17 protein-coding genes are annotated in these 19,783 nt (G+C 65.8%); 8 read left to right on the top strand and 9 right to left on the bottom strand.

Annotated features, from left to right (window positions below):
- Positions 1-88 precede the first annotated feature (88 nt).
- From RT614_RS14215 to RT614_RS14195, 5 genes are all read left to right on the top strand, one after another.
- On the top strand, positions 89-1,387 hold the full coding sequence (locus RT614_RS14215; RefSeq protein WP_313622746.1) for an imelysin family protein: 1,299 nt from the start codon (positions 89-91) through the stop codon (positions 1,385-1,387).
- Entirely contained in the window at positions 1,384-2,901 is a 1,518-nt protein-coding gene (locus RT614_RS14210) for a di-heme oxidoredictase family protein (protein WP_313622745.1), read from the top strand. The genes RT614_RS14215 and RT614_RS14210 overlap by 4 nt, the downstream gene beginning before the upstream one ends.
- The gene (locus RT614_RS14205) at positions 2,901-3,998 is read left to right on the top strand and encodes an imelysin family protein (protein WP_313622744.1); all 1,098 of its coding nucleotides are present in this window, start codon (positions 2,901-2,903) and stop codon (positions 3,996-3,998) included. The genes RT614_RS14210 and RT614_RS14205 overlap by 1 nt, the downstream gene beginning before the upstream one ends.
- The gene (locus RT614_RS14200) at positions 3,988-5,097 is read left to right on the top strand and encodes a DUF1513 domain-containing protein (RefSeq protein WP_313622902.1); all 1,110 of its coding nucleotides are present in this window, start codon (positions 3,988-3,990) and stop codon (positions 5,095-5,097) included. The genes RT614_RS14205 and RT614_RS14200 overlap by 11 nt, the downstream gene beginning before the upstream one ends.
- Positions 5,098-5,387: 290 nt before the next feature.
- A complete protein-coding gene (locus tag RT614_RS14195) occupies positions 5,388-6,224 on the top strand; it encodes a mechanosensitive ion channel domain-containing protein (RefSeq protein ID WP_313622743.1) in 837 nt (278 codons plus the stop codon).
- Positions 6,225-6,316: 92 nt separating this feature from the next.
- On the opposite strand, the gene RT614_RS14190 is transcribed toward RT614_RS14195, so the two are convergent.
- Positions 6,317-7,078, bottom strand: a complete 762-nt coding sequence (locus RT614_RS14190; RefSeq protein WP_313622742.1) for an IclR family transcriptional regulator — start codon at positions 7,076-7,078, stop codon at positions 6,317-6,319.
- A gap of 160 nt (positions 7,079-7,238) precedes the next feature.
- On the opposite strand from RT614_RS14190, the gene RT614_RS14185 reads away from it, so the two are divergent.
- On the top strand, positions 7,239-8,228 hold the full coding sequence (locus tag RT614_RS14185) for a tripartite tricarboxylate transporter substrate binding protein (RefSeq protein ID WP_313622741.1): 990 nt from the start codon (positions 7,239-7,241) through the stop codon (positions 8,226-8,228).
- Between the two features lie 170 nt (positions 8,229-8,398).
- Here the strand turns inward: RT614_RS14185 and RT614_RS14180 are convergent, their stop codons facing one another.
- A complete protein-coding gene (locus RT614_RS14180; protein ID WP_313622740.1) occupies positions 8,399-9,175 on the bottom strand; it encodes an RNA methyltransferase in 777 nt (258 codons plus the stop codon).
- Positions 9,176-9,306: 131 nt separating this feature from the next.
- On the opposite strand from RT614_RS14180, the gene RT614_RS14175 reads away from it, so the two are divergent.
- Positions 9,307-10,092, top strand: coding sequence for an inositol monophosphatase family protein (locus RT614_RS14175; RefSeq protein WP_313622739.1), 786 nt, complete (start codon positions 9,307-9,309; stop codon positions 10,090-10,092).
- Between the two features lie 66 nt (positions 10,093-10,158).
- On the opposite strand, the gene RT614_RS14170 is transcribed toward RT614_RS14175, so the two are convergent.
- The 7 genes from RT614_RS14170 to RT614_RS14140 form a co-directional block, all read right to left on the bottom strand.
- Positions 10,159-11,157, bottom strand: a complete 999-nt coding sequence (locus RT614_RS14170) for an FAD:protein FMN transferase (protein ID WP_313622738.1) — start codon at positions 11,155-11,157, stop codon at positions 10,159-10,161.
- A gap of 63 nt (positions 11,158-11,220) precedes the next feature.
- Positions 11,221-11,721, bottom strand: coding sequence for a nitrous oxide reductase accessory protein NosL (locus RT614_RS14165; protein ID WP_313622737.1), 501 nt, complete (start codon positions 11,719-11,721; stop codon positions 11,221-11,223).
- Positions 11,718-12,548 (bottom strand): ABC transporter permease, encoded by an 831-nt coding sequence (locus RT614_RS14160; protein WP_313622736.1) that lies wholly within the window; start codon positions 12,546-12,548, stop codon positions 11,718-11,720. Before RT614_RS14160 ends, RT614_RS14165 begins: the two co-directional genes overlap by 4 nt.
- Positions 12,545-13,450, bottom strand: coding sequence for an ABC transporter ATP-binding protein (locus tag RT614_RS14155; RefSeq protein ID WP_313622735.1), 906 nt, complete (start codon positions 13,448-13,450; stop codon positions 12,545-12,547). The genes RT614_RS14160 and RT614_RS14155 overlap by 4 nt, the downstream gene beginning before the upstream one ends.
- The gene (locus tag RT614_RS14150; RefSeq protein ID WP_313622734.1) at positions 13,447-14,745 is read right to left on the bottom strand and encodes a nitrous oxide reductase family maturation protein NosD; all 1,299 of its coding nucleotides are present in this window, start codon (positions 14,743-14,745) and stop codon (positions 13,447-13,449) included. Before RT614_RS14150 ends, RT614_RS14155 begins: the two co-directional genes overlap by 4 nt.
- Positions 14,746-14,751: 6 nt before the next feature.
- A complete protein-coding gene (nosZ, locus tag RT614_RS14145) occupies positions 14,752-16,668 on the bottom strand; it encodes a TAT-dependent nitrous-oxide reductase (protein ID WP_313622733.1) in 1,917 nt (638 codons plus the stop codon).
- 53 nt (positions 16,669-16,721) lie between these two features.
- Entirely contained in the window at positions 16,722-18,884 is a 2,163-nt protein-coding gene (locus RT614_RS14140; RefSeq protein WP_313622732.1) for a 4Fe-4S binding protein, read from the bottom strand.
- A gap of 360 nt (positions 18,885-19,244) precedes the next feature.
- Between RT614_RS14140 and azu the strand changes: the two genes are divergently transcribed.
- Positions 19,245-19,694, top strand: coding sequence for an azurin (gene azu, locus RT614_RS14135; protein WP_313622731.1), 450 nt, complete (start codon positions 19,245-19,247; stop codon positions 19,692-19,694).
- The last annotated feature ends 89 nt before the right edge of the window (positions 19,695-19,783 follow it).

Raw genomic sequence — 19,783 nt, 5'->3', positions numbered from 1 at the left:
CGAAAATTGTTTACACTCGCATCCACAAAATTTGAAGCCGGGACGGGCCGCCGCGGGGGCGGGCCTTCCGATTTACGGGAGAAAGTCGATGCGCAAGTTGCTATTGGGTGCGGTGCTGGCCGCCGCGGTTTACGGCGGAACGGCGCACGCCGCGGTCGAACCCAAGGCCGTGGTCGCCACTTATTCGGACCTGGCGCTGGCCGGGTACGAGGATTCGCTGGCTTCCGCCAAAAAGCTGCGCGAAGCCATCAACGCGCTGGTCGCCAAGCCCAGCGCCGAAACGCTCAAGGCTGCTCGCGAAGCATGGATCGTGGCGCGCGTGCCTTACCAGCAGACCGAGGCGTACCGCTTCGGCAATCCCATCGTCGACGACTGGGAAGGCCGCGTGAACGCCTGGCCGCTGGACGAAGGCCTGATCGATTATGTCGACGCGTCCTATGGCACCGAGAACGACGAGAACGCCTATTACGCCGTCAACGTGATCGCCAATTCCAAGATTTCCGTGGGTGGCAAGACAGTCGACGTCAGCAAGATCACGCCTGAACTGCTGTCCGAGGTGCTGCACGAGGCCGACGGCAATGAAGCCAACGTGGCCACGGGCTACCACGCCATTGAATTTCTGCTTTGGGGGCAGGACCTGAACGGCACGGACGCCGCGCCCGCGGACCGCAAGGGCACGCCGCAAGAACGTCATTCGGGTAACCGTCCGCATACCGATTTTGACCCGAAGCAATGCACCGGCGGCAATTGCGAGCGCCGTATTGAATTCCTGAAGGCCGTGACGGACCTTCTGGTGACTGATCTGGAAGAAATGGTGGGCAACTGGAAGAAAGACGGCGCGGCCCGCAAGGCCGTCGAAGAAGATCCCAAGGCCGGCCTGATCGCCATGCTGACCGGGCTGGGCAGCCTGTCGTACGGCGAACTGGCGGGCGAGCGCATGAAGCTGGGCATGATGCTGCACGATCCCGAGGAAGAACACGACTGCTTCTCGGACAACACGCACAACTCGCACTATTACGACCAGATCGGCATCCGCAACGTTTATCTGGGCACGTACACGCGTATCGACGGCAAGACCGTCTCGGGCGCGAGCCTGTCTGAACTGGTCAAGGCCAAGGATCCCAAGCTGGACGCGGAAGTGCGCGCCAAGCTGGATGCCACCGTGGCCGCCATGCAAGCCATGAAGACGCGCGCCGAGACCATCGAAACCTATGACCAGATGATTGGAGACGGCAACAAGGAAGGCAATGCGGTGGTGCAGGCGGCCATCGACAGCCTGGTCGCGCAGACCCGCAGCCTGGAGCGCGTGATCACGCTTCTGGATCTGGGCAAGGTTGCCATCGAAGGTTCCGACAGCCTGGACAAACCCGACGCCGTATTCAAGTGAAACTCGTATTAGCCGCCGTACTGGCGGCGTCGGCCCACGCCGGCGCCGCTGCCGCGCCCGCCGCACCTGGCGGGCGTACCGACCTTACGCCAGAAGACCAGAAGCGCGTCACCGCCATCACGGCGCCGACCAAAGACTTCTCGAAGGTCGAATCGTTCGAGACCATGCAGGCGGGGGCCGCCACCACCAACAAGCTCATCAACGCCGACATCTTTTCGCAGCCGTCGGCCAACATGAGCTTTGAAGGTCGCCAGGAGTTCCAGGTCGGCAACGGCCTGTTCCGCAAGGACTGGGTTTCCGCGCCGGCGTCCACGCAGGCTTCCGATGGCCTTGGACCGCTGTTCAACGCCCGTTCCTGTCAGGCCTGTCACACCAAGGACGGTCGCGGCACGGTGCCGGGCTTCGATCCGCTGGAACGCACCGACGCCGTTGCGCTACTGCTGCGCCTGGCGGTGCCGGAAGGGGCGGACCGCGGGCATCCCAAGCTGGGGGCGGAGGAGATTGCGTCCTTGCCCGAACCCGTCTACGGCATACAGCTGCAGAATTTCGCGGTCGCGGGCCTGCCCGCCGAAGGCCGCATGGAAATCGAATACGAACCCGTGCCGGTGGCCCTTCGGGGCGGCGAAACCGCCACGCTGATGAAGCCGACCTACCGCATCGAGAACCTGGGCTATGGGCCCATGCGTGCTGACACGCAGATTTCGCCGCGCCTGGCGCCGCCGATGATCGGCCTGGGCCTTCTGGAATCCATCCACGAAGCCGACATCCTGGCGAACGTGGGCGCGGACAAACGCGACGGCGTCGTGGGCAAAGCCAACTGGGTCACCGACGCGCGCACGGGCGCGCGCGTGCTGGGCCGCTTCAACCTGAAGGCGGGCCAGCCCACGGTGGAACAGCAGAGCGCCGCGGCGTTCTCCAACGACATGGGGCTATCCACGCCATTGTTCCCCAGTCATACCGGCGACTGCACGCCCGCGCAGAAGCAATGCCTGGACATGCCGCACGGCGCGCAACCGCGCTTCGGTCCGGAAGAAGTGCCCGCCAAGCTGATGGACTTCGTCACCATCTATTCCACCAACCTGGCCGTGCCGCAGCGGCGCGATGCCGACGATGCCCGCGTGCTGGCCGGCAAGAAGCTGTTCTACGAAGCCAATTGCGTCGCCTGCCACGTGCCCAAGTACGTCACCAGCCGCGATGCAAAGCAGCCCGAACATCGCTTCCAGCTCATCTGGCCCTACACCGACATGCTGGTGCACGACATGGGCGAAGACCTTGCCGACGGCGTGGCCGACGGCCTGGCCACGGGCCGCGAATGGCGCACCCCGCCGCTGTGGGGCATCGGCCTGACCAAGACCGTCAACCCCAATGCCACCTGGCTGCACGACGGGCGCGCACGCACGTTGCTGGAGGCCATCCTGTGGCACGGGGGCGCGGCCAAGCCTGCGCGCGACCGCGTCGTGGACATGACGCCCGATGAACGCGCGGACCTGATCCGTTTCCTGGAGTCCCTGTGATGGCCCGATCCGTCCACCGTCTATTCAAGTGCGCCGCGGCCGCAACGCTGGTGTTTGCGGGCTCCGTCGTGCCGCTGGCCGCCAGCGCCGCATTGCCCGCGGACCTGGGCGAACGCCTGGCGCGCGATTACGCCCGGCCCGCCGTCACCAAGATGACGCAAGCCGCCGCCACGCTGGAGAGCGCGTTGGGCGCCTGGTGCGCCAAGCCGGATGCGGCAGGCGCCAAGCAGGTCGGCACGGCGTTCTCGGCGCTGGCCCATGCCTGGTCGGGCGTGGAGATCCTGCGCTTCGGGCCGCTGGTGCAGGCCAATCGTTTCGAACGTCTGGCGTTCTGGCCCGACACGCGGGGCGTGATGCCGCGGCAGGTGCAGGCGTTGATTGCAGCCAAGGACGAGACCCTGCTCAAGCCTGACGCGCTTGCGGGCCGCAGCGTGGCGGTGCAAGGTCTGCCCGCCCTGGAATATGTGCTGTATGGCGAACCGGATCTGCTCGGGCAAAGCGGCGCGCCGGGCTTCGCGTACGCCTGCGGGTACGCCCGCGCGGTGTCCGCCAACGTGGCGTCGATTTCCCGCGAAGTGGACAAGGCCTGGAGCGCGGAAGGCGATTTCGGCCGGCAGTTTGCCAAGCCTCAGCCGGGCAACGACCTGTACCGGGATCCGCAGGAAGTCGCGGCCGAAGCCATGAAGGCCCTGTCCACCGGCCTGCAGTTCGCGCGCGACGTGAAGATCGAGCCGGTGCTGGGCGATTCGCCGCAAGCCGCCCGGCCCAAGCGGGCCGCGTTCTGGCGCAGCAATCTGTCCACCAGCCTGCTAGCGGCCAATCTGGATGGCCTGAAGGCGTTCTTTCTGGCCGGTGGCTATCCCTTGCCGGCGGGTGACGAATGGATGGCGGTGTCCGTGCAGGGCGAACTGACCAGCGCCGCGCAGACGCTGCGTTCCGTGCCGGTTCCGCTCGATCAGGCGCTGGCCGGCGAAGAAGGCCGCCGCCTGCTGGTCCTGGCGTCGTTGACCCTCAAGAACGCCAAGGCGATCGTCGATCAGGACCTGGCGCCGGCCCTGGGTGTCACCATTGGCTTCAATGCGCTCGATGGTGATTGACCGGCGCCGCTTCCTGGCCATGGCGGCGGCGATCGGCTTGTCGCCAGCCGCTGCCCGGGCCGCGCTGCCGGACGCCGGCGGCCCGCTGTACCTTGCCGCGCGCAAGCGAGGCGGACGCGATGAAGCGGTGTTGCTGGACGAGACGGGGCGCGACCGGTTGGTCATTCCCATGCCGGCGCGTGGCCACAGTTTCGCGATCGACGCAGACGCCCGGCGCGCGGTCGTCTTCGGCCGGCAGCCGGGGTTCTTCGCACTGGGCTTTTCACTGGCCGGCGGCGAACCCGCCGCCTTGTCCCTGCCCGAAGACAGGCACTTTTTCGGCCATGGCGCTTTTGTGCAGGGCGGCCGACTGCTGGCCGCCACGGAAAACGACTTCGAGGCGGGGCGCGGCGTGCTGGGGCTGTACGACGCGACGCCAGGCGGCGGCTATCGGCGCGTGGGCGAATTCGACACCGGCGGAATCGGGCCCCACGAAGTGATCCTGATGCCCGACGGCAAGACGCTGTGCGTGGCCAACGGCGGAATCCTGACCCACCCCGACTACGGCAAGCTGGAACTCAACCTGGACACCATGCGGCCGTCGCTCGCCTATATCGACGCGGCCAGCGGCGACCTGCTGGAAAAGGTCGAGCTCGACCCCCGACTGCATCGGCTGTCGATCCGCCATCTGGCCCTGGCCGCGGACGGGGCCGTGTGGTTCGGCTGCCAGTACATGGGTCCGGCCACCGACCGGCCCGCGCTCGTCGGACGTCACCGTCGCGGCGCCGCGCTGGAACTCTTCGAAGGACCGGCCGAGACGCTGCGCAACATGCGCAACTACGTCGGCTCGGTGGCGGTGGATGCATCGGGCGGCATTGTGGCCACGTCCAGCCCCATCGGCGGGCAGGTGATCTACTGGGATGCGGCCAGCGGGCGCTGCCTGGAAACCACGTCGCTGGCCGATGGCTGCGGCGTGGCGCCGGCCGCAGACAATGGCTTTCTGGTAAGCAGCGGTCTCGGCGCGATGCTGCGCACGGACGCCGCGGGCCACGAGGAACCGGTGCTGCCGCCGTCGCGCGAGATGTCCTGGGACAATCACTTCCGCATCGTGGGTGCGTGATCGAAGGCGTTTATTCCGCCCGGCATATCGCAGGCTGACGGGCGTCCCGCACACTCGGGGCACTGCAAGGCAGGGGCTTGTCCGGTGGACTCAGACATCGTCTGAAAATGCCTTTCTCTCTTTCAAGGCTTACGCAAACCGCTTGGCTTGCCGACAGCGCAAGGCCTATGCTGCCTGTTGCCGGCCTGCCGCAGCGTCCTTACAAAGCCTGACATTCCGACCCTGCGCCGAGCCGCTACCCGCAAGTCGCTTCTGATACAGTCTTCCGTCATTTTTTTGCAGGAGGTTCCATGGATGACGCCGTAAAAGAGTTCTATGTGTGGGCGCCCAGGATGGTGGATATGGGCATCAATCTGCTTGTTGCCCTGCTGATCCTCGTCATCGGCTGGTGGGTATCGTCATTGCTGGGTGGCTGGGTCCGCCGGGCAGCCACGCGTTCGCCCAAGATCGATCCCACCATCGTGCCCATGTTCTCCACTACCGTGATCTGGGCGGTGCGGATCTTCACGGTGATCGCGGTGCTGGCGCGCTTCGGGGTGCAAACGGCCAGCTTGATCGCGGTGCTGGGCGCCGCCGGTCTGGCAGTCGGTCTGGCCTTGCAGGGCACGCTGCAGAACATCGCCGCCGGCATCATGCTGCTTATGCTGCGTCCCATCCGCGCGGGCGAGTACATCGCGCTGAGCTCCGGCGCGGATGGCACGGTCGAAGAAGTCGGGCTGTTCCTGACGCGCCTGGTCCAGGGCGACGGCATTCATCTCACGCTGCCCAACAGCACCGTGTGGAACGCCACCATCACCAACTACAGCCGCAACAAGACCCGCCGCCTGGATATCCCGGTGCCGGTGCGCTACGGCGACGACCTGGACGTGGTCGTGGCCAAGCTGCAGCAGATCGTCGACGCGCGTCCCGATGCGCTGAAGGACCCCGCGCCGCAGGTGAAGGTGTTCGACTACAAGGAAAACGGCATCACCGTGAACGTGCGCGTGTGGGCTGAATCCAGCAAGTATTGGGACCTGCGCTGGGGCCTGTACCAGGAAATCCGCCGCTCGCTGGAAGAGGCCGGTTTCCAGGCCCCGATTCCGGTGCGCGAGATCAAGAACCCCAAGGCGGACGCCGCGGCCACCTGATTTCGCCGTCGATCACGCAAGCAATGAAAATGGGTGCCCGCGGGCACCCATTTTTTTTTCGTCGCGTCGTGGCGCGTAGCCCCGTGCGCGGGTCAGGCCGGCATGGCCAGCCGGGCAAGTTCCGCCTTGATCCAGCCGGCGATCTCGCGTTGGCGCTGCGCCGGCATGCGATCAATGATGGCGGTGACGCTGACCGCCAGCAGCGGTGCGCCTTGCGCGTCCAGCAGCGCGCAGCCCACGCCCAGCGCACCACGCACGGCGTGGTTGCCGACCACCGAGTAGCCGCGCGCACGCGTGTTCTCGATCAGGCGGTACATCTCCTGGGGCGTCATGCCGCCGTATTCGTCCAGCCGGCCCGAGTTGCGCTCGACGATCCCGCGCGCCACGTCGTCGGGCAGGGCGGCCAGCAGCGCCATGCCGCCCGAGCCCACGCCCAGCGGCTGGCGCTTGCCCGCGTACGTAGCCAGGATCTGCACGGGATAGCTGCCGATTTCGCGGTGCAGGCTGATCGAATCGTCTTCTTCGCGCACCACCAGGAACACCGCGTCGCCCGTGCGGTCGGCCAGGCGGCGCAGCACGGGCAGCAACTGGCGCACGCGCGGATCGCGGGATCGCGTGTCGGGGTCCACGGCAAGCTGCGCGCGGTACTTCTTGGTGCCCGACACCGGGAGCACCAGCCCCGCATCCAGCAAGGCGGCCAGCAGGCGGTAGATGGTGGGTCGCTGTATGCCCGTGAGGCGGGCGATATCGGTCACGCTCAGGCCGTCGGGTCCTTGGTCCCGCAGGGCGGCCAGGACGGCCAGACCGCGTCGCAAAGTGCGTGGGCCCGCGGCCGCGGCATCGCTGTCTTGCATGCAAATCTCTGAAAACTAAGGGTTATCAAGGGGCGGACAAGGGAAAACCATCGTCCGTACGGTGGACTCTACCTTGATGCAATCCGTGTGTATAGCGCAAAATGCACCATCCAATAATTCGAATCGTCCATCTAATGGACAGTACCTGCACGGAGACACTATGACTACAGGTCAAAAGCCTGGCCTGCGGCGTCTGGCCGCCACCTTTCTGGCCACCGCCGCAAGCGCATTTGCAATGGGTTCCGCCCACGCCGCCTATCCCGACAAGCCTGTCCGCATCGTGGTCGGTTTCTCTGCCGGCGGCACCACCGACGTGATCGCCCGCATCATGGCCAAGGAACTTACCGAGTCCCTGGGCCAATCGTTCGTGGTTGAAAACAAGCCCGGCGCCGGCAGCAACATCGCCACCGACCAGGTCCAGCGCGCAACGCCCGACGGATACACGCTGCTGTTCGTGGCCGTGACCAGCGCCATCAACCAGACCCTGTACAAGAACGTTTCGTTCGACCTCACGAAGGACTTTGCGCCGGTCGCCCTGGGCGCCAAGGTGCCGAACATCCTGGTCGTGAACCCGCAGGTTCCGGTCAAGTCGGTCAAGGAACTGGTCGAGTACGCCAAGAAGAACCCCGGCAAGCTGGCCTTCGCCTCGTCTGGCAGCGGCACGTCCATCCACATGGCGGGCGAACTGTTCAAGATGAAGGCGGGCATCGACGTGCTGCACGTGCCCTACAAGGGCAGCGCCCCGGCCATGACCGACCTGATCGGCGGCCAGGTGCAGTTCATGTTCGACAACATGCCGTCGGCCTGGCCGCATGCCCAATCGGGCAAGCTGCGCGCGCTGGCCGTGACCACCCGCGATCGCTCCAAGAGCGCGCCGGACCTGCCCACCATGCAGGAGTCGGGCTTTGCCGATTTCGACGTGTCGTCCTGGTTCGGCCTGCTGGCTCCGGCCGGCACGCCGCCGGAAGTGATCAACACGCTGAACGCCGCGATGCAAAAGGCGCTGGACAAGGCCTCGGTGCAGGAAAGCTTTGAAAAGCTGGGCGCCGTGGGCGTGAAGACCACGCCGGCCGAATTCGGCCAGTTCATCAAGTCGGAAGTCGAAGGCTGGGCCCCCGTGGTCAAGGCCTCGGGCGCCACGGTGGACTGATAGCAGGGCAGCCGGCGGTTCGCTGCCGGTTTTCCGATGCAAAAGGGACGGGCAATGCCCGTCCCTTTTTATTTCTGTCGGCGCGCAACCCCAACCTGCAAGACGCCGGTCCCACTCGAAATCCGGTCATCCACGCAGGCGCCTGAAGTACCCTGCGCCTGCCGCCCCGGCTACTTTTTCTTGGCCGTGTTCAGCATGGCCGTGCAGACGCCGCGCATCATGTCGACTTCGTCGCGCGTCAACGCCAGGCGCGAATAAAGGTGCCGCATCCGCGGCATCAGCTTCTTGGGATGGGCGGGGTCCAGGAATTGCACGCCGACCAAGGCTTCTTCCCAATGCGCCAGGAATGCCTGGACCGCTTCGCTGGACGCCGGCGCGGCGCCGCGCGCGGGTTCCTGAGCGGTGGACTGGGGCAGCAGCGTAGCGCCCTGATCCACCAGCAGTGCGTAGCGCAGCTCCCAGGCGGCCAATTGCAGCGCCTGGGCGACGTTCAACGAGCTGTATTCGGGATTGGCCGGGATATGGCAGATACGGTGGCAGAGGGCGATCTGGGCGTTCGTCAGCCCCGCGCGTTCGGTGCCCAGCACCACGGCGGCCACGCCCTCGGCGGTTTCGGCCAGGTGCGCGCACGCCAGATCTGCCGCCTGGCGGATATCGCAGGGCGGGGGACCCAGGTCGCGGACCCGCGCGGTCAGGGCGAAGGCCAGCGTCACCGGGGCCAGGGCTTCCTCGAGCGTCGGGTAGATTCGTGCGTTTTCCAGCACGTCCAGCGCGCCGCTGGCCAGCGCCACCGCTTCGGGCTGGGTGGTTACATCCGGGAATTTGGGCTCGACCAGAACCAGTTCCGAGAAGCCCATCGTCTTGATCGCGCGGGCCGCGGAACCGACGTTTCCGGGGTGGCTGGGGTTCACCATTACAAAGCGAACGCGTGAAAATGCTTGAGTCATTTAAAATGGCACGTTTGGCTTAGTGCCTTCCTGGTTTTTTGGGTCGATTTCCCCAGTTGGGGCATCGGCATGCCCGGGGGGCGGCAAGCGGCCTACCATCAAGCCAACTCATCGCATACGTACGGAATTTTATGCACCCGATGCTCAACATCGCCATCAAGGCGGCCCGGCGTGCCGGCACCATTATCAACCGTGCCAGCATGGATTTGGAACGACTCAGCGTGGCTCGCAAGGGGCCGCGCGATTATGTCACGGAAGTCGATCGCGCCGCCGAAGAGTCCATCGTCGAGACGCTGCATGCCGCTTATCCGGACCATGCCGTGCTGGGCGAGGAATTCGGCCTGCAGGGTCCCGACCAGGCCGAATTCCAGTGGATCATCGATCCCCTGGACGGCACCACGAACTTCATCCACGGCCTGCCCAACTACGCCGTGTCGATCGCGCTGACCCAGCGCGGCCAGGTCACGCAGGCGGTCATCTATGACCCAACGCGCAACGAACTGTTCACCGCCAGCCGCGGTAGCGGCACGTTCCTGAACGACCGCCGCGTGCGCGTGTCGGGCCGTACCCGTTACCACGACGCACTGCTGGGCGCCCACTGGCCCAACGCCACCGATCCCGAGCAGGGCTCCAAGCGCTTCCGCCAGATGGCCGAAGGCGCCACCGGCGTGCGCCGCCTGGGCTCCACCGTGCTGGACCTGGCCTACGTGGCCACCGGGCGCCTGGATGGTTTCTGCGGCGTGGGCCTGAAGCCCTGGGACCTGGCTGCGGGCAGCCTGATGGTCCTGGAAGCCGGCGGCCTGGTCGCTGACTTCGACGGCGAACAAGGCTGGATGGACAGCGGCAACGTGCTGGCGGCCAGCCCGAAGATCTTCACGCAGATGCTTTCCGCGCTGAACCCCCCGTCGGCGGCCTGACACGCAGGCGCCCAAAAAAAACCGGCCTGGCGGCCGGTTTTTTTATTGGAGAGTTCGAGCTTCGAATCAGACGAGGCCGGACTGCGTCACCAGCTTGCCATCCGGCAGGACCATCCAGGCGGTCACGCCCTGGTCGCGCACCACCGCGGCGCAATCCGCCAGCGGCATGTTCGAAAAGGCGGTGGACAGCGCATCGGCGGCGGTCGCGGTGGAGGCCATGACGGACACGCTGCGATAGAGCGGCCGTGCCTGGCCGCTACGCGGATCAAACAGGTGGGTATATTGCCCGGCGGCGTCCAGCGGCGTTCCGTAGCCGCCCGACGTGGCCAGAGCCTGGTTGCTGACGGGCACCTGCGCCAGGATCTGTTCGGGGGCCAGCGGGTCCGCCAGGCCGACCTTCCAGCCGGCCGCATTGGCCGATGCGTCCAGCCCCCGTATTTCGCCCATGTCGACCAGCGCGCGCTCGAGCCCCGCGTTGCGCAAGAGTTCGGTGACTCGGTCGGTGATGTAGCCCTGGGCGATGCCATTGAGCGTCAGGGCCATTCCGGGCTGCAGGCGGATGCGCTGCGTGTCGACGTCGATGGCCTTGTACGAAACGTGCTTCAGCGCCTGCGCGACGTCGGTCTGCGCCGGACCCGCGGGCGACGCGCCGGCGCGCGCGAAGTGGTCCGCATACACGCGCCACAGCGGCTGCACGCTGGGGTCGAACAGGCCGCCTGTCAGGTCGGCATAGTGCCGGCTTTCGCTCAGCAACCGAACCAGGTCGGAAGGCGGGTCGGCCAGATAGCCTTGGCGATTCAGGACGGACAGCGCGCTGTCGTCGCGGTACAGGCTGAACAGGCCTTCGAGCCGGTGCAACTCCTGCAGCGCCCGCTCGATCAGCTGTTCGGCGGCCCGCGGGTCTGGGTGATACAGCCGCAGTTCGGCATCGGCGCCCAACGCCACCCCCTTCCAGCACGTGGGCACGATCGCGGCCTGCGCGCGGCGCAGCAGGCCGGGCGCGAGCGCCAGTGCGGAGGTTGCGGCGACGATGCCGATAAAGCGGCGGCGGGCGGAATTGGTCATGGCGTTATCAACTGATGAAAGCTCTTTGGATGGGGCACTGATGGCGGGTCACTGAAGGCAGGGCTATTGGGCGAAGACGTAGTCCTCGGGCACGTCGGCAAAGGGCAGCACGCGTCCGCCGTGGACCGACGCGAATTCAAGCGCGCGGGCCTGGTCCGAGAACGGCATGGCATCCTCGGCGCCCATGCCGCCGACAAAACTGGACCCGATCACGTAAAAGGCCTGCCGAGCGTCGATCCACGCGCGCGGGTCGGCGGCGCCGTCTGCCTTGGCGGCGGCCATGTCGTTGACGTAGATGGCGGCGAGGCCCTTCGGTTCTTCGGGCAGCAGGGTGTAGGCGAACACCTGCTTGATGGACGAAAACCACACGGGGGCGGCTCGGCCCTTCACGAAGATCTGCCCCTTCGGGCCCGCGTGGTCCTGCAGCGCCATGCCGCAATAGTGGCCGACCGCGTCGGCGGTGACCGCTTGCGGTGTGGGAGGCGGCGCGGAGGTCTCGTCACCGCCGCAGGCCGACAACGCCGCCAACAGGGCCAGCATCCCGGCGAGTCGTCGCGGCGTCATAGCTGTTTCCTCCGGAAGCAGACCGCGGCCAGCATGAAAGGCACGGCGATCCAAAGCAGTTGCACGGCCAGCAGCAGCGTCACGGGCATCTGCGCCTGGTCGCTGACGCCCGCCATGCCCGAATACATCGAGATGTTCTCGAAGCCCGTCAGGTTCAGCAGCCGATAAACATCGGACGGGTTGGCGAGCAGCAGCGCATTGAGCATGCCCGGCGTCACGTGGCGGCCTTGGTCCGCCGCCAGCACGCCCAGCAGCCCCATGTCGTAGATGACGACGAAGAACAGCCACACGCCCAGGGCGATGCCCGCGGCAGTGGCGCGCTCGCGCACCAGCGTGCTGACCAGGTAGCCCATTGCCAGGAAGCTTGCGCCCAGCAGCACGCTGGCGCCGATCAGCATGGCGAACGGCCGCCAGGCGCCGGCGTCCATGCCGCCGTATACCCATTGCAGCGCCAGTCCGGCGAAACCGTACCCGGCGCCGGTGGCGATGGCCAGAATGGCCAGGTGGCCGATGAACTTGCCCATGATCACCTGCCACCGCGACACCGGGTAGCTGAGCAGCAGGGCCATCGTGCCGCGGTCGACCTCGCCGACAATGGCGTCATAGGCCAGCAGCATGGCGATGAGCGGCACCAGGAAGATGGACAGGCTGGACAGGCTGACCACGGTGACCGTCAGGGGGTCGACCTTGACCGCGCCAGTGGGGGCACTGCCAAGCAGGCCCAGCGCCAGCGCCAGCGCCGCCAGCAGCAGCGACGTGGCCAGGACCCAGCGGTTGCGCAGTCCGTCGCGGATTTCTTTGCCAATGATGGTGCTTACGGCGTTCATGCGTCTTCCCGTTCAAGCAGATGGGCGTAGATGTCGTCAAGCCCGGGCACCTGGATGTCCAGGTCGCTGATGGGCGAACCGATGGCGCCGATGCTGCGGATGGCATCGACCTTGTCGGCTTCGTGGCAAAGCAGTTCGTATCGGCTGGCTTCGACGTGCCGCCAGGCGGGCGAGGGCGGGGCAGACTGGCCGGAATTCCCCAGCGTGACGCTGATGCGGATGGGCAGCCCGGTGTCGCGGCGCAGCGCCGACATGGCGCCGTCGGCGATCTTCACGCCCGCCTTCATGACCACGATGCGGTCGGCGTGGCCGGCCAGTTCCGACAGCGCATGCGTGCTGAGCAGGATGGTGGCTCCGCTGGCGCGCAGCTCGTGCACGATCTCGTAGAACTTCAGCCGCGATGCGGGATCCAGCCCCGTGGTGGGCTCGTCGAACAACAGGATCCGGGGTTTTCCCAGCAGCGCCTGGGCCAGCGCCAGCCGTTGACGCATGCCCTTCGAATAGCCTCCAACGCGACGATGGGCGGCACCGGAAATGCCTACCTTTTCCAGCAGTTCCGCATTGCGCGACAGCGGCTGTCGCTTGAGCCGCGCGTAGAAGGCGAGGGTTTCGGCGCCGGTCATCGCGGGATGCAGCGCCACGGTTTCCGGCAGATAACCGATGCTTGCGCGCAGGCGCGCCGCGGCCGGACTGTGTGCGTCGTGCCCGAACAACGCAACGCGGCCATGCGTCGGACGGATAAGGCCCAGGATCAGTTTGATCAGGGTGCTTTTGCCCGCGCCGTTGTGCCCGGCCAGCGCGACGCATTCGCCTTCGCGCAGGTCCAGGTCCAGGACGCTGACCGCGCGGTGTGTTCCATAGTGTTTGCTGACGCCGGAAAGCGTCACAAGGGCGTTGCTCATTGGGTTTCCTCGGCGCGCCGCGCGGCGCGTGGCGCCGGTTTCATCAGCGGTGCGCTGTCGATGACGCCTCCGGGCAGGATGGCGGGGAATTGCGATTGCGCCCAGCGGACCACCGAAATGGCGGGACTATTGAGCAGGATGCGCGCCGCGGGCGCGCGCCACAGCAACTGGTCCACCACGTCGTTCGGGCGGTACGCCGTATCGGCGATGCCGTCGCCGTCCAGGTCGAAGGCGGTGTTGTCGCTCCAGTAGTTGCCGCGCCCGCCGTCGGACCATTCCAGCACGCGGCTTCCCACGTACTTGACCTGGTTGCGGTTGTTGATGAAGGCATTGCCCGTGATGTGGTTGCCCTCGGAACCGGCGGTGAAGTGGATGCCGATGTCGCAATTCGAGAAGTGATTGTCCGCGAAGCGGTTCTTGTTGGCGTTGTAGATGAACACGCACTTTCCCGCGCCATCCACGGTGTTGCCGGAGATGTCGGAGTTGTTGGCGTAATTCATCATCAGGCCCTGTTCCACGTTCTTCACCGCCACGTTGTCCGTGACGACCAGGCGGTGGGAATACATGATGGCGAAGCCGATGTCGTTGTTGGTGGCGACGTTGCCGCTGATCTGGCTGTCGTTGGTGTACATGTAATGCACGCCGTAGCGCAGGTCATGGAAGCGGTTGCCGATGAACCGGTTTTTCTTGCTGGTGTTCACGAACACGCCATCGCGGCCGGCGGAGATGTCGTTGTCCACGACGGCGCTGCCGGGCGTGTTCCATAGCGAAACACCGTTGCCGCGTTCGGCCACGCGCAGTTCGCGGTTTCCGACGATGCGGTTGCCGCGCACCATCGCGTTGTCGGGGCCCCAGACGTAGACGCCGAACAGGTTGTCCAGGATGTCGTTGTGTTCGATCACGGCGCGATGCGCGCTGCGGTCCAGGAACACGCCGGCGTCCATTTCGGGCAGGCCCAGGCCCGAACGGGTGATGGTCACGTTGCGCACGGACACGTCAGCGGCCTTGATCCACAGCGTGCGGCCGTGGCGGGTGCCTGCAATGACGGCCGACCGGTCCGGCGGACCCTCCAGGGTCAAGGGCTTGTCGATGACGATTTCGCCGGCGTAGGAACCCGGCGCCAGCCGCAGCGTGTCGCCGGCCTGGGCTGCGGCGACGGCTTGCGCCAGGTCCGCGCCCGGCGCCAGGTCCAGGGTGGCGGCCGCGGCCGCCCCGGGCGGAGCCGGGCCGAAGCCGGCCAGCACGATGCTGGCCGCGGCCCATACCGCGTTTCGCAAGGTTGCGATGCAGGCCATGGATCGTTACGCGGTTTTCTTGGGATGCACGATCATCTGGCCGGACATTTCCATGTGCAGCGCGTGGCAGAACCACTGGCAGTAGTACCAATAGATGCCCGGACGGTCGGCCTTGAACGTGACGGACGACGTGGCCTGCGGTCCGATTTCCATGGCGATGCCGTGGCCTTCCAGCGTGAAGCCGTGCGTCAGGTCCTCGATCACCTCCATGTTGGTCACGAACACCGTGACCTCGTCGCCCTGGTTCACCTCGAACTGCTTCAGACTGAACATGGGCGCGACCGCCATCATGTACACGCGGACCTTGTTGCCGTCGCGCACCACCTTGGCCGCGTCTTCCAGCGACACGCCGTCCTTCTTGGCGATCTGGCGGGCGTCTTCCCACATGGGGTCGTCACGCTTCCAGACGCTGATCGGGTTGATCTTGGAGCGGTGGACCAGGCACATGTCGTGCGGCTCGGCGAAGCTGGGGCCGTCGTGGACGAGCTTCATTTCATCGCCGGAGATGTCGATGAGCTGGTCGTTCTCGGGCTTGAGCGGGCCCACGTTCAGGAACCGGTCCTTCGAGAACTTGTTCAGCGACACCAGCCACTTGCCGTCGGCTTCCTTGGTTTCGCCCATCGTGGAATGGTTGTGGCCCGGCTGGTAATGCACGTCGAGCTTCTGGACGATCGGGTCGACCTTTTCGCCCTTGTAGGCGCGCTTGGCCTTGTCGATGTTCCACTTGACCATCTGGCTGTCGATGAACAGCGTCGTGTAGGCGTTGCCGCGGCCGTCGAAGGCGGTATGCAGCGGGCCCAGGCCAAGCTGCGGTTCGGCCACGACGCAGTCGCGCGGCTTGATCTTGTCGGCGAACAGATCATCCAGCGTGCGCACGTCGATCACCGTCACGGTGGGCGACAGCTTGCCGTTCAGCATGAGGTGGATGCCGTCCGGCGCGGCGTTGCAGCCGTGGGGCGAGTTGGGCACCGGGATGTAGCGCGTGTACTTGGAGCCCTTGCGGCCGTCCACGACCGGCACGCCGCCCATGGTCTTGAAGTCGCCGTCCTTGATCGCCTGTTCGATGCGCTTGATGTTGAAGACCACCACCCAGTCCTGCTCGTTGGCGGACATTTCCTCTACGGTGACGCCCTTTTCCGAGTTGTAGCAGGTGGCAAACGAATACTTGCCCTGGTAGTCGGCGTCTCCGTTGTCCAGGTTGCCGTCCACCAGCACCTGCCAGGCGACCTTCATCGTGTCGCCATCGATGGCGCTGTAGACCGCGAAGAAGTTCTTCTTGGGGTCGTCGAGCACCTTGCCGTCGTTGGGCAGCGGCACGATGTGCTCGCCGTTGGCGAACACATAGCCGGTGCGCGGGTAGCGCTGCGGGCGCAGGCCGTGCACGCCCGAGACGTTGGGCAGTTCGAGGATCTTGTCGGTCTTCATCACGTCCAGGCGGATGCGGGCCACGCGGTTGTTGGCCTTGTCGTTGATGAAGAGGTAGCGGCCGTCGTAGGTCTGGTCGGTGAACGACAGGTGAGGGTGGTGCGCGTCGCCATTCGGGAACACGCCGCCCTTGTCCTTCAGGAATTCGCGCGTTTCCGGAGTGAGGCCTTCCGTCAGAACCTTGCGGCTTTCGTTCGTGCGTCCCCAGCCGGTGGCGCTGCAGTGGTTGAAGACGGGAATGCGCACGAGCTCGCGCATCGACGGCAGGCCCAGCACGCGGACTTCGCCGGACTGGCCGCTGGAGTTGAACGCGTAGTATTCGTCGAGCTCGCCTGGCGCGACATGCCCGAGCACGCCGCCGTTGCCGGATTTGCCCTCCTTGCCGTGCGCGGTGGAAATCTGCGCACCGGCGACGAGGCCGGCGGCGCCGGTGATGGCGGCGGTTCCCAGGAAGCTTCGGCGGCTGAGGCCGGCTTTGTCAGGGGTCTTGTCGGACATGGATAACTCCTTGGTAGGAACGGCGCGTCGCGCCGTGGTACGAAAATCGTGTTTCACGATTCGTGGTTGGGGCGATTCGCCGGGGTCAGGTTGGGCATGCGGTGCAACACGACTTCCTGCACTGCGGGTTCGGGAGGAGGCGCGGGGCGCCGCTCACGCTTGGACCGCTTCTGGATCAAGTGAGGACACTTCTCCTGGTGGTGGTAGAGCATCTGGCAATGCAGGCACTGGATGCATTCGTTCGGGTTGATTTCGCCCGACGGGTCGATCGCCTGAACCGGGCATTCGATGTTGCAGCGCTGACAGGGATTGCCGCAGTCGCGATAGCGCTTCAGCCAGTTGAAGATGCGCAGCCGGGCGGGGATGGCCAGCGCGGCGCCCAGCGGACAGAGATAGCGGCAGAAAAAGCGTTCGATGAACAGGCCCGCGACCAGCAGCGCCACGGCGAACAGCACGAACGGCCAATGGCGCACAAAGTGCAGGATGATTGCTGTCTTGAAGGGCTCGACTTCGGCAAGCTGCTCGGCGACCGCCAGGTCATAGAGCGAGAACCCGAAGAGCAACAGGAAGATCACGTACTTCAGCGTCGACAGCCGCTGGGCCACGCCATGGCGGATCTTGAGCTGGCGCACGCCCAGGCGCTTGGCGATGCGGTTGGTCAGTTCCTGCAGCGCGCCGAAGGGGCACAGCCAGCCGCAGAACGCGCCGCGGTTCCAGAACACCATGGAGATAGCCGTTGCGCACCACAGGATGAACACCAGCGGATCCATCAGGAAGTAGTCCCACCGGAAGTCGGTGCGCAGCGCCGAGAAGAACGTCAGGACGTTGACGATGGACAGCTGCGCCTGTCCGTACCAGCCGATCCAGAACAGCGCGAAGGCAAGGAACGCCAGCCGCAGCCTATCGTGCAGCAGGGGGCGGGAGGTGAGCTGGTCCTGGAAGAAGAAGATGCCGACCAGCACCGTCAACGCCGCGGTCAGGATGGCGATCTGTCCGACCTTGCCCTGCCAGATCTGCTTCCACAACGCGGGCGCGGCGTCCGCGTCGGCGGGAACCGGGGCGCCCGCCGCTTGAGCCACCGCCTGCGCGGCAGCCGGCGCCGGATCGACGGCGCGGGTGTAGGCCTTGGGCAGTTCGTAGGGAAGGTCGAAAGTGACGAAGGCCTTGTCGGACACGCTGAGCACGCGCTGCACCATGAGCTGCAGGCGCCAGGATTTGACGGGATCGAGCGTGGCGTCTTCGGGCACGACGAACAGCGCGACCTCGCGCAGCGCCGGCGCGCCGGCCGCGCTGACGTCGGCCAGCCGTTGGTGGTTGCGGTCGCGGAAGCGGAAGGCGCTTTCGTCCTGGATGACCTCGATGCGGTCGAAGATGCCGCCGCGCACGTACCCCGAGCCCTTGAACGAGTACAGGCCGTTGCCAGCCACCAGCACAGCCTGCTGGCCGGGCTTGAGCCGGTCCTTCAGGCGCTGCCAGCCGATGTCGCCCAGCAGGCTGCGGCCGATGGCGGGAGCGCTGACCAGCGCGGCGTACAGATCGATGAAGGTATCGTCGGGGCCGCCTTCGCCATGCTCGGCCGCATCTTTGCGGCCAGAACGCAGGAATGCCTGGTTGACGTCGTCGGGCGACAGGCGCAGGTTCTTCACGGCGCCCGAGTCCAGCAGTTCCTGCCAGGTCTGCACGGCCGTCTGTTCTTCGTCGAGGACGCGAGTGGCTGCGGCGGGTGCTGCCTGGCGCAAGGCGCCGGCCTTGTCGATGCCGTGGGCGCGCGCCACCACGATGGCGGACCGGGTAATGGTGTCGCCGATCACCATGAGAGTGACCGTGGCGCCGCTGACGATGTCGACAGGGGGCGGCGCGCCATGACGTGGCGGGGACTCGACGAAGTTCAGTCCCACGTAGCCCTGTATGAAGTGGTCCACTTTGGACTGTGGAATGCCGATGAGCACGATGGGCTCGTGGTGTTCGACCAGCTTGGCGCCCATGATGCGCCCGCTGTCGGCAAGGCCGACCAGCACGTCGATGGGCTTGCTGGAGTAGCCCCGCGTATTGACGACGTCGGTGGTCAGGTACACGACGCCGAGCGGCTTGTCGCCGGCGTACGCGCGAGCCACCGCGGGCTTGCCTTCTGCGGGGCCGGTGCGGTCGGCGCCGGGGAATATGTCGCTGATCGGCGTGGACGCCAGGAATTCAGGCAGGCGTTGGGCCTGCGCCATCTGACCGATGAACAGACAGGACAACCATAAGACAAAGAGCGCGGCCCGAATGCGTCGTGTGAATCCGTGATCTGCTGCTGTACTGCCGCGCATGCTGAACTCTATTCGTCGTGTTTGCTTACAGGCATCCTACGAACTTGCCTCCGGGGGCGGATTGCGGTTTGTCAATCGCGTCATCGGAATGGCTAATAACCTTACGAAACGTAGGGGAAGTTCCGTAGATTTGGGGGGTATGCGGGGGTCCGCTTGATGGATGTCAATAGAGCGAAGACAGGCCGGTCCTACACTGGTCCGCGGCGGCAACGGCGTCTGCATATGGCTGGCGTGCGTGCATTGGCCGCTGTGTCATCGGAGAAATTCATGCTGGCAAAAGCCACCCTAGCCATCCTTCTTTCCGCCACCAGCCTGCCGGTGCTGGCCGCGCAATGTGAGGCCACCGTTGAAAGCAACGACGCCATGCAGTTCAACGTCAAGGAAATCGTCGTCGACAAGAGCTGCAAGGAATTCACCGTTAACCTGAAGCACGTCGGCAAGATGGCGAAGGTCGCCATGGGCCACAACTGGGTGCTCACCAAGGAAGCCGACAAGCAGGGCGTCGCCACGGACGGCATGGGCGCCGGACTGGCCCAGGACTACGTCAAGGCGGGCGATACCCGCGTCATCGCCCATACCAAGGTCATTGGCGGCGGCGAGTCCGACTCCGTCAAGTTCGACGTCTCCAAGCTCGCCGCCGGCGAAAACTACGCATTCTTCTGCTCCTTCCCCGGCCACTGGGCCATGATGAAGGGCACGCTGAAAGTCGGCGGCTGATCCCCGCCCAAGGTTCGTTGAGTCAAGCCAGAGCCGGCCGGGGGGCCGGCTTTTTTGTTGGCGCCACGAACGCCGCGCCCTTCGCCCCG

It is taken from the genome of Achromobacter sp. (assembly GCF_032102605.1).
In the GTDB taxonomy this organism is placed as follows: domain Bacteria; phylum Pseudomonadota; class Gammaproteobacteria; order Burkholderiales; family Burkholderiaceae_B; genus Achromobacter.
The sequence above is the reverse complement of the archived record's forward strand: the minus strand, read 5'-3'. Positions and strand labels throughout refer to the sequence as shown.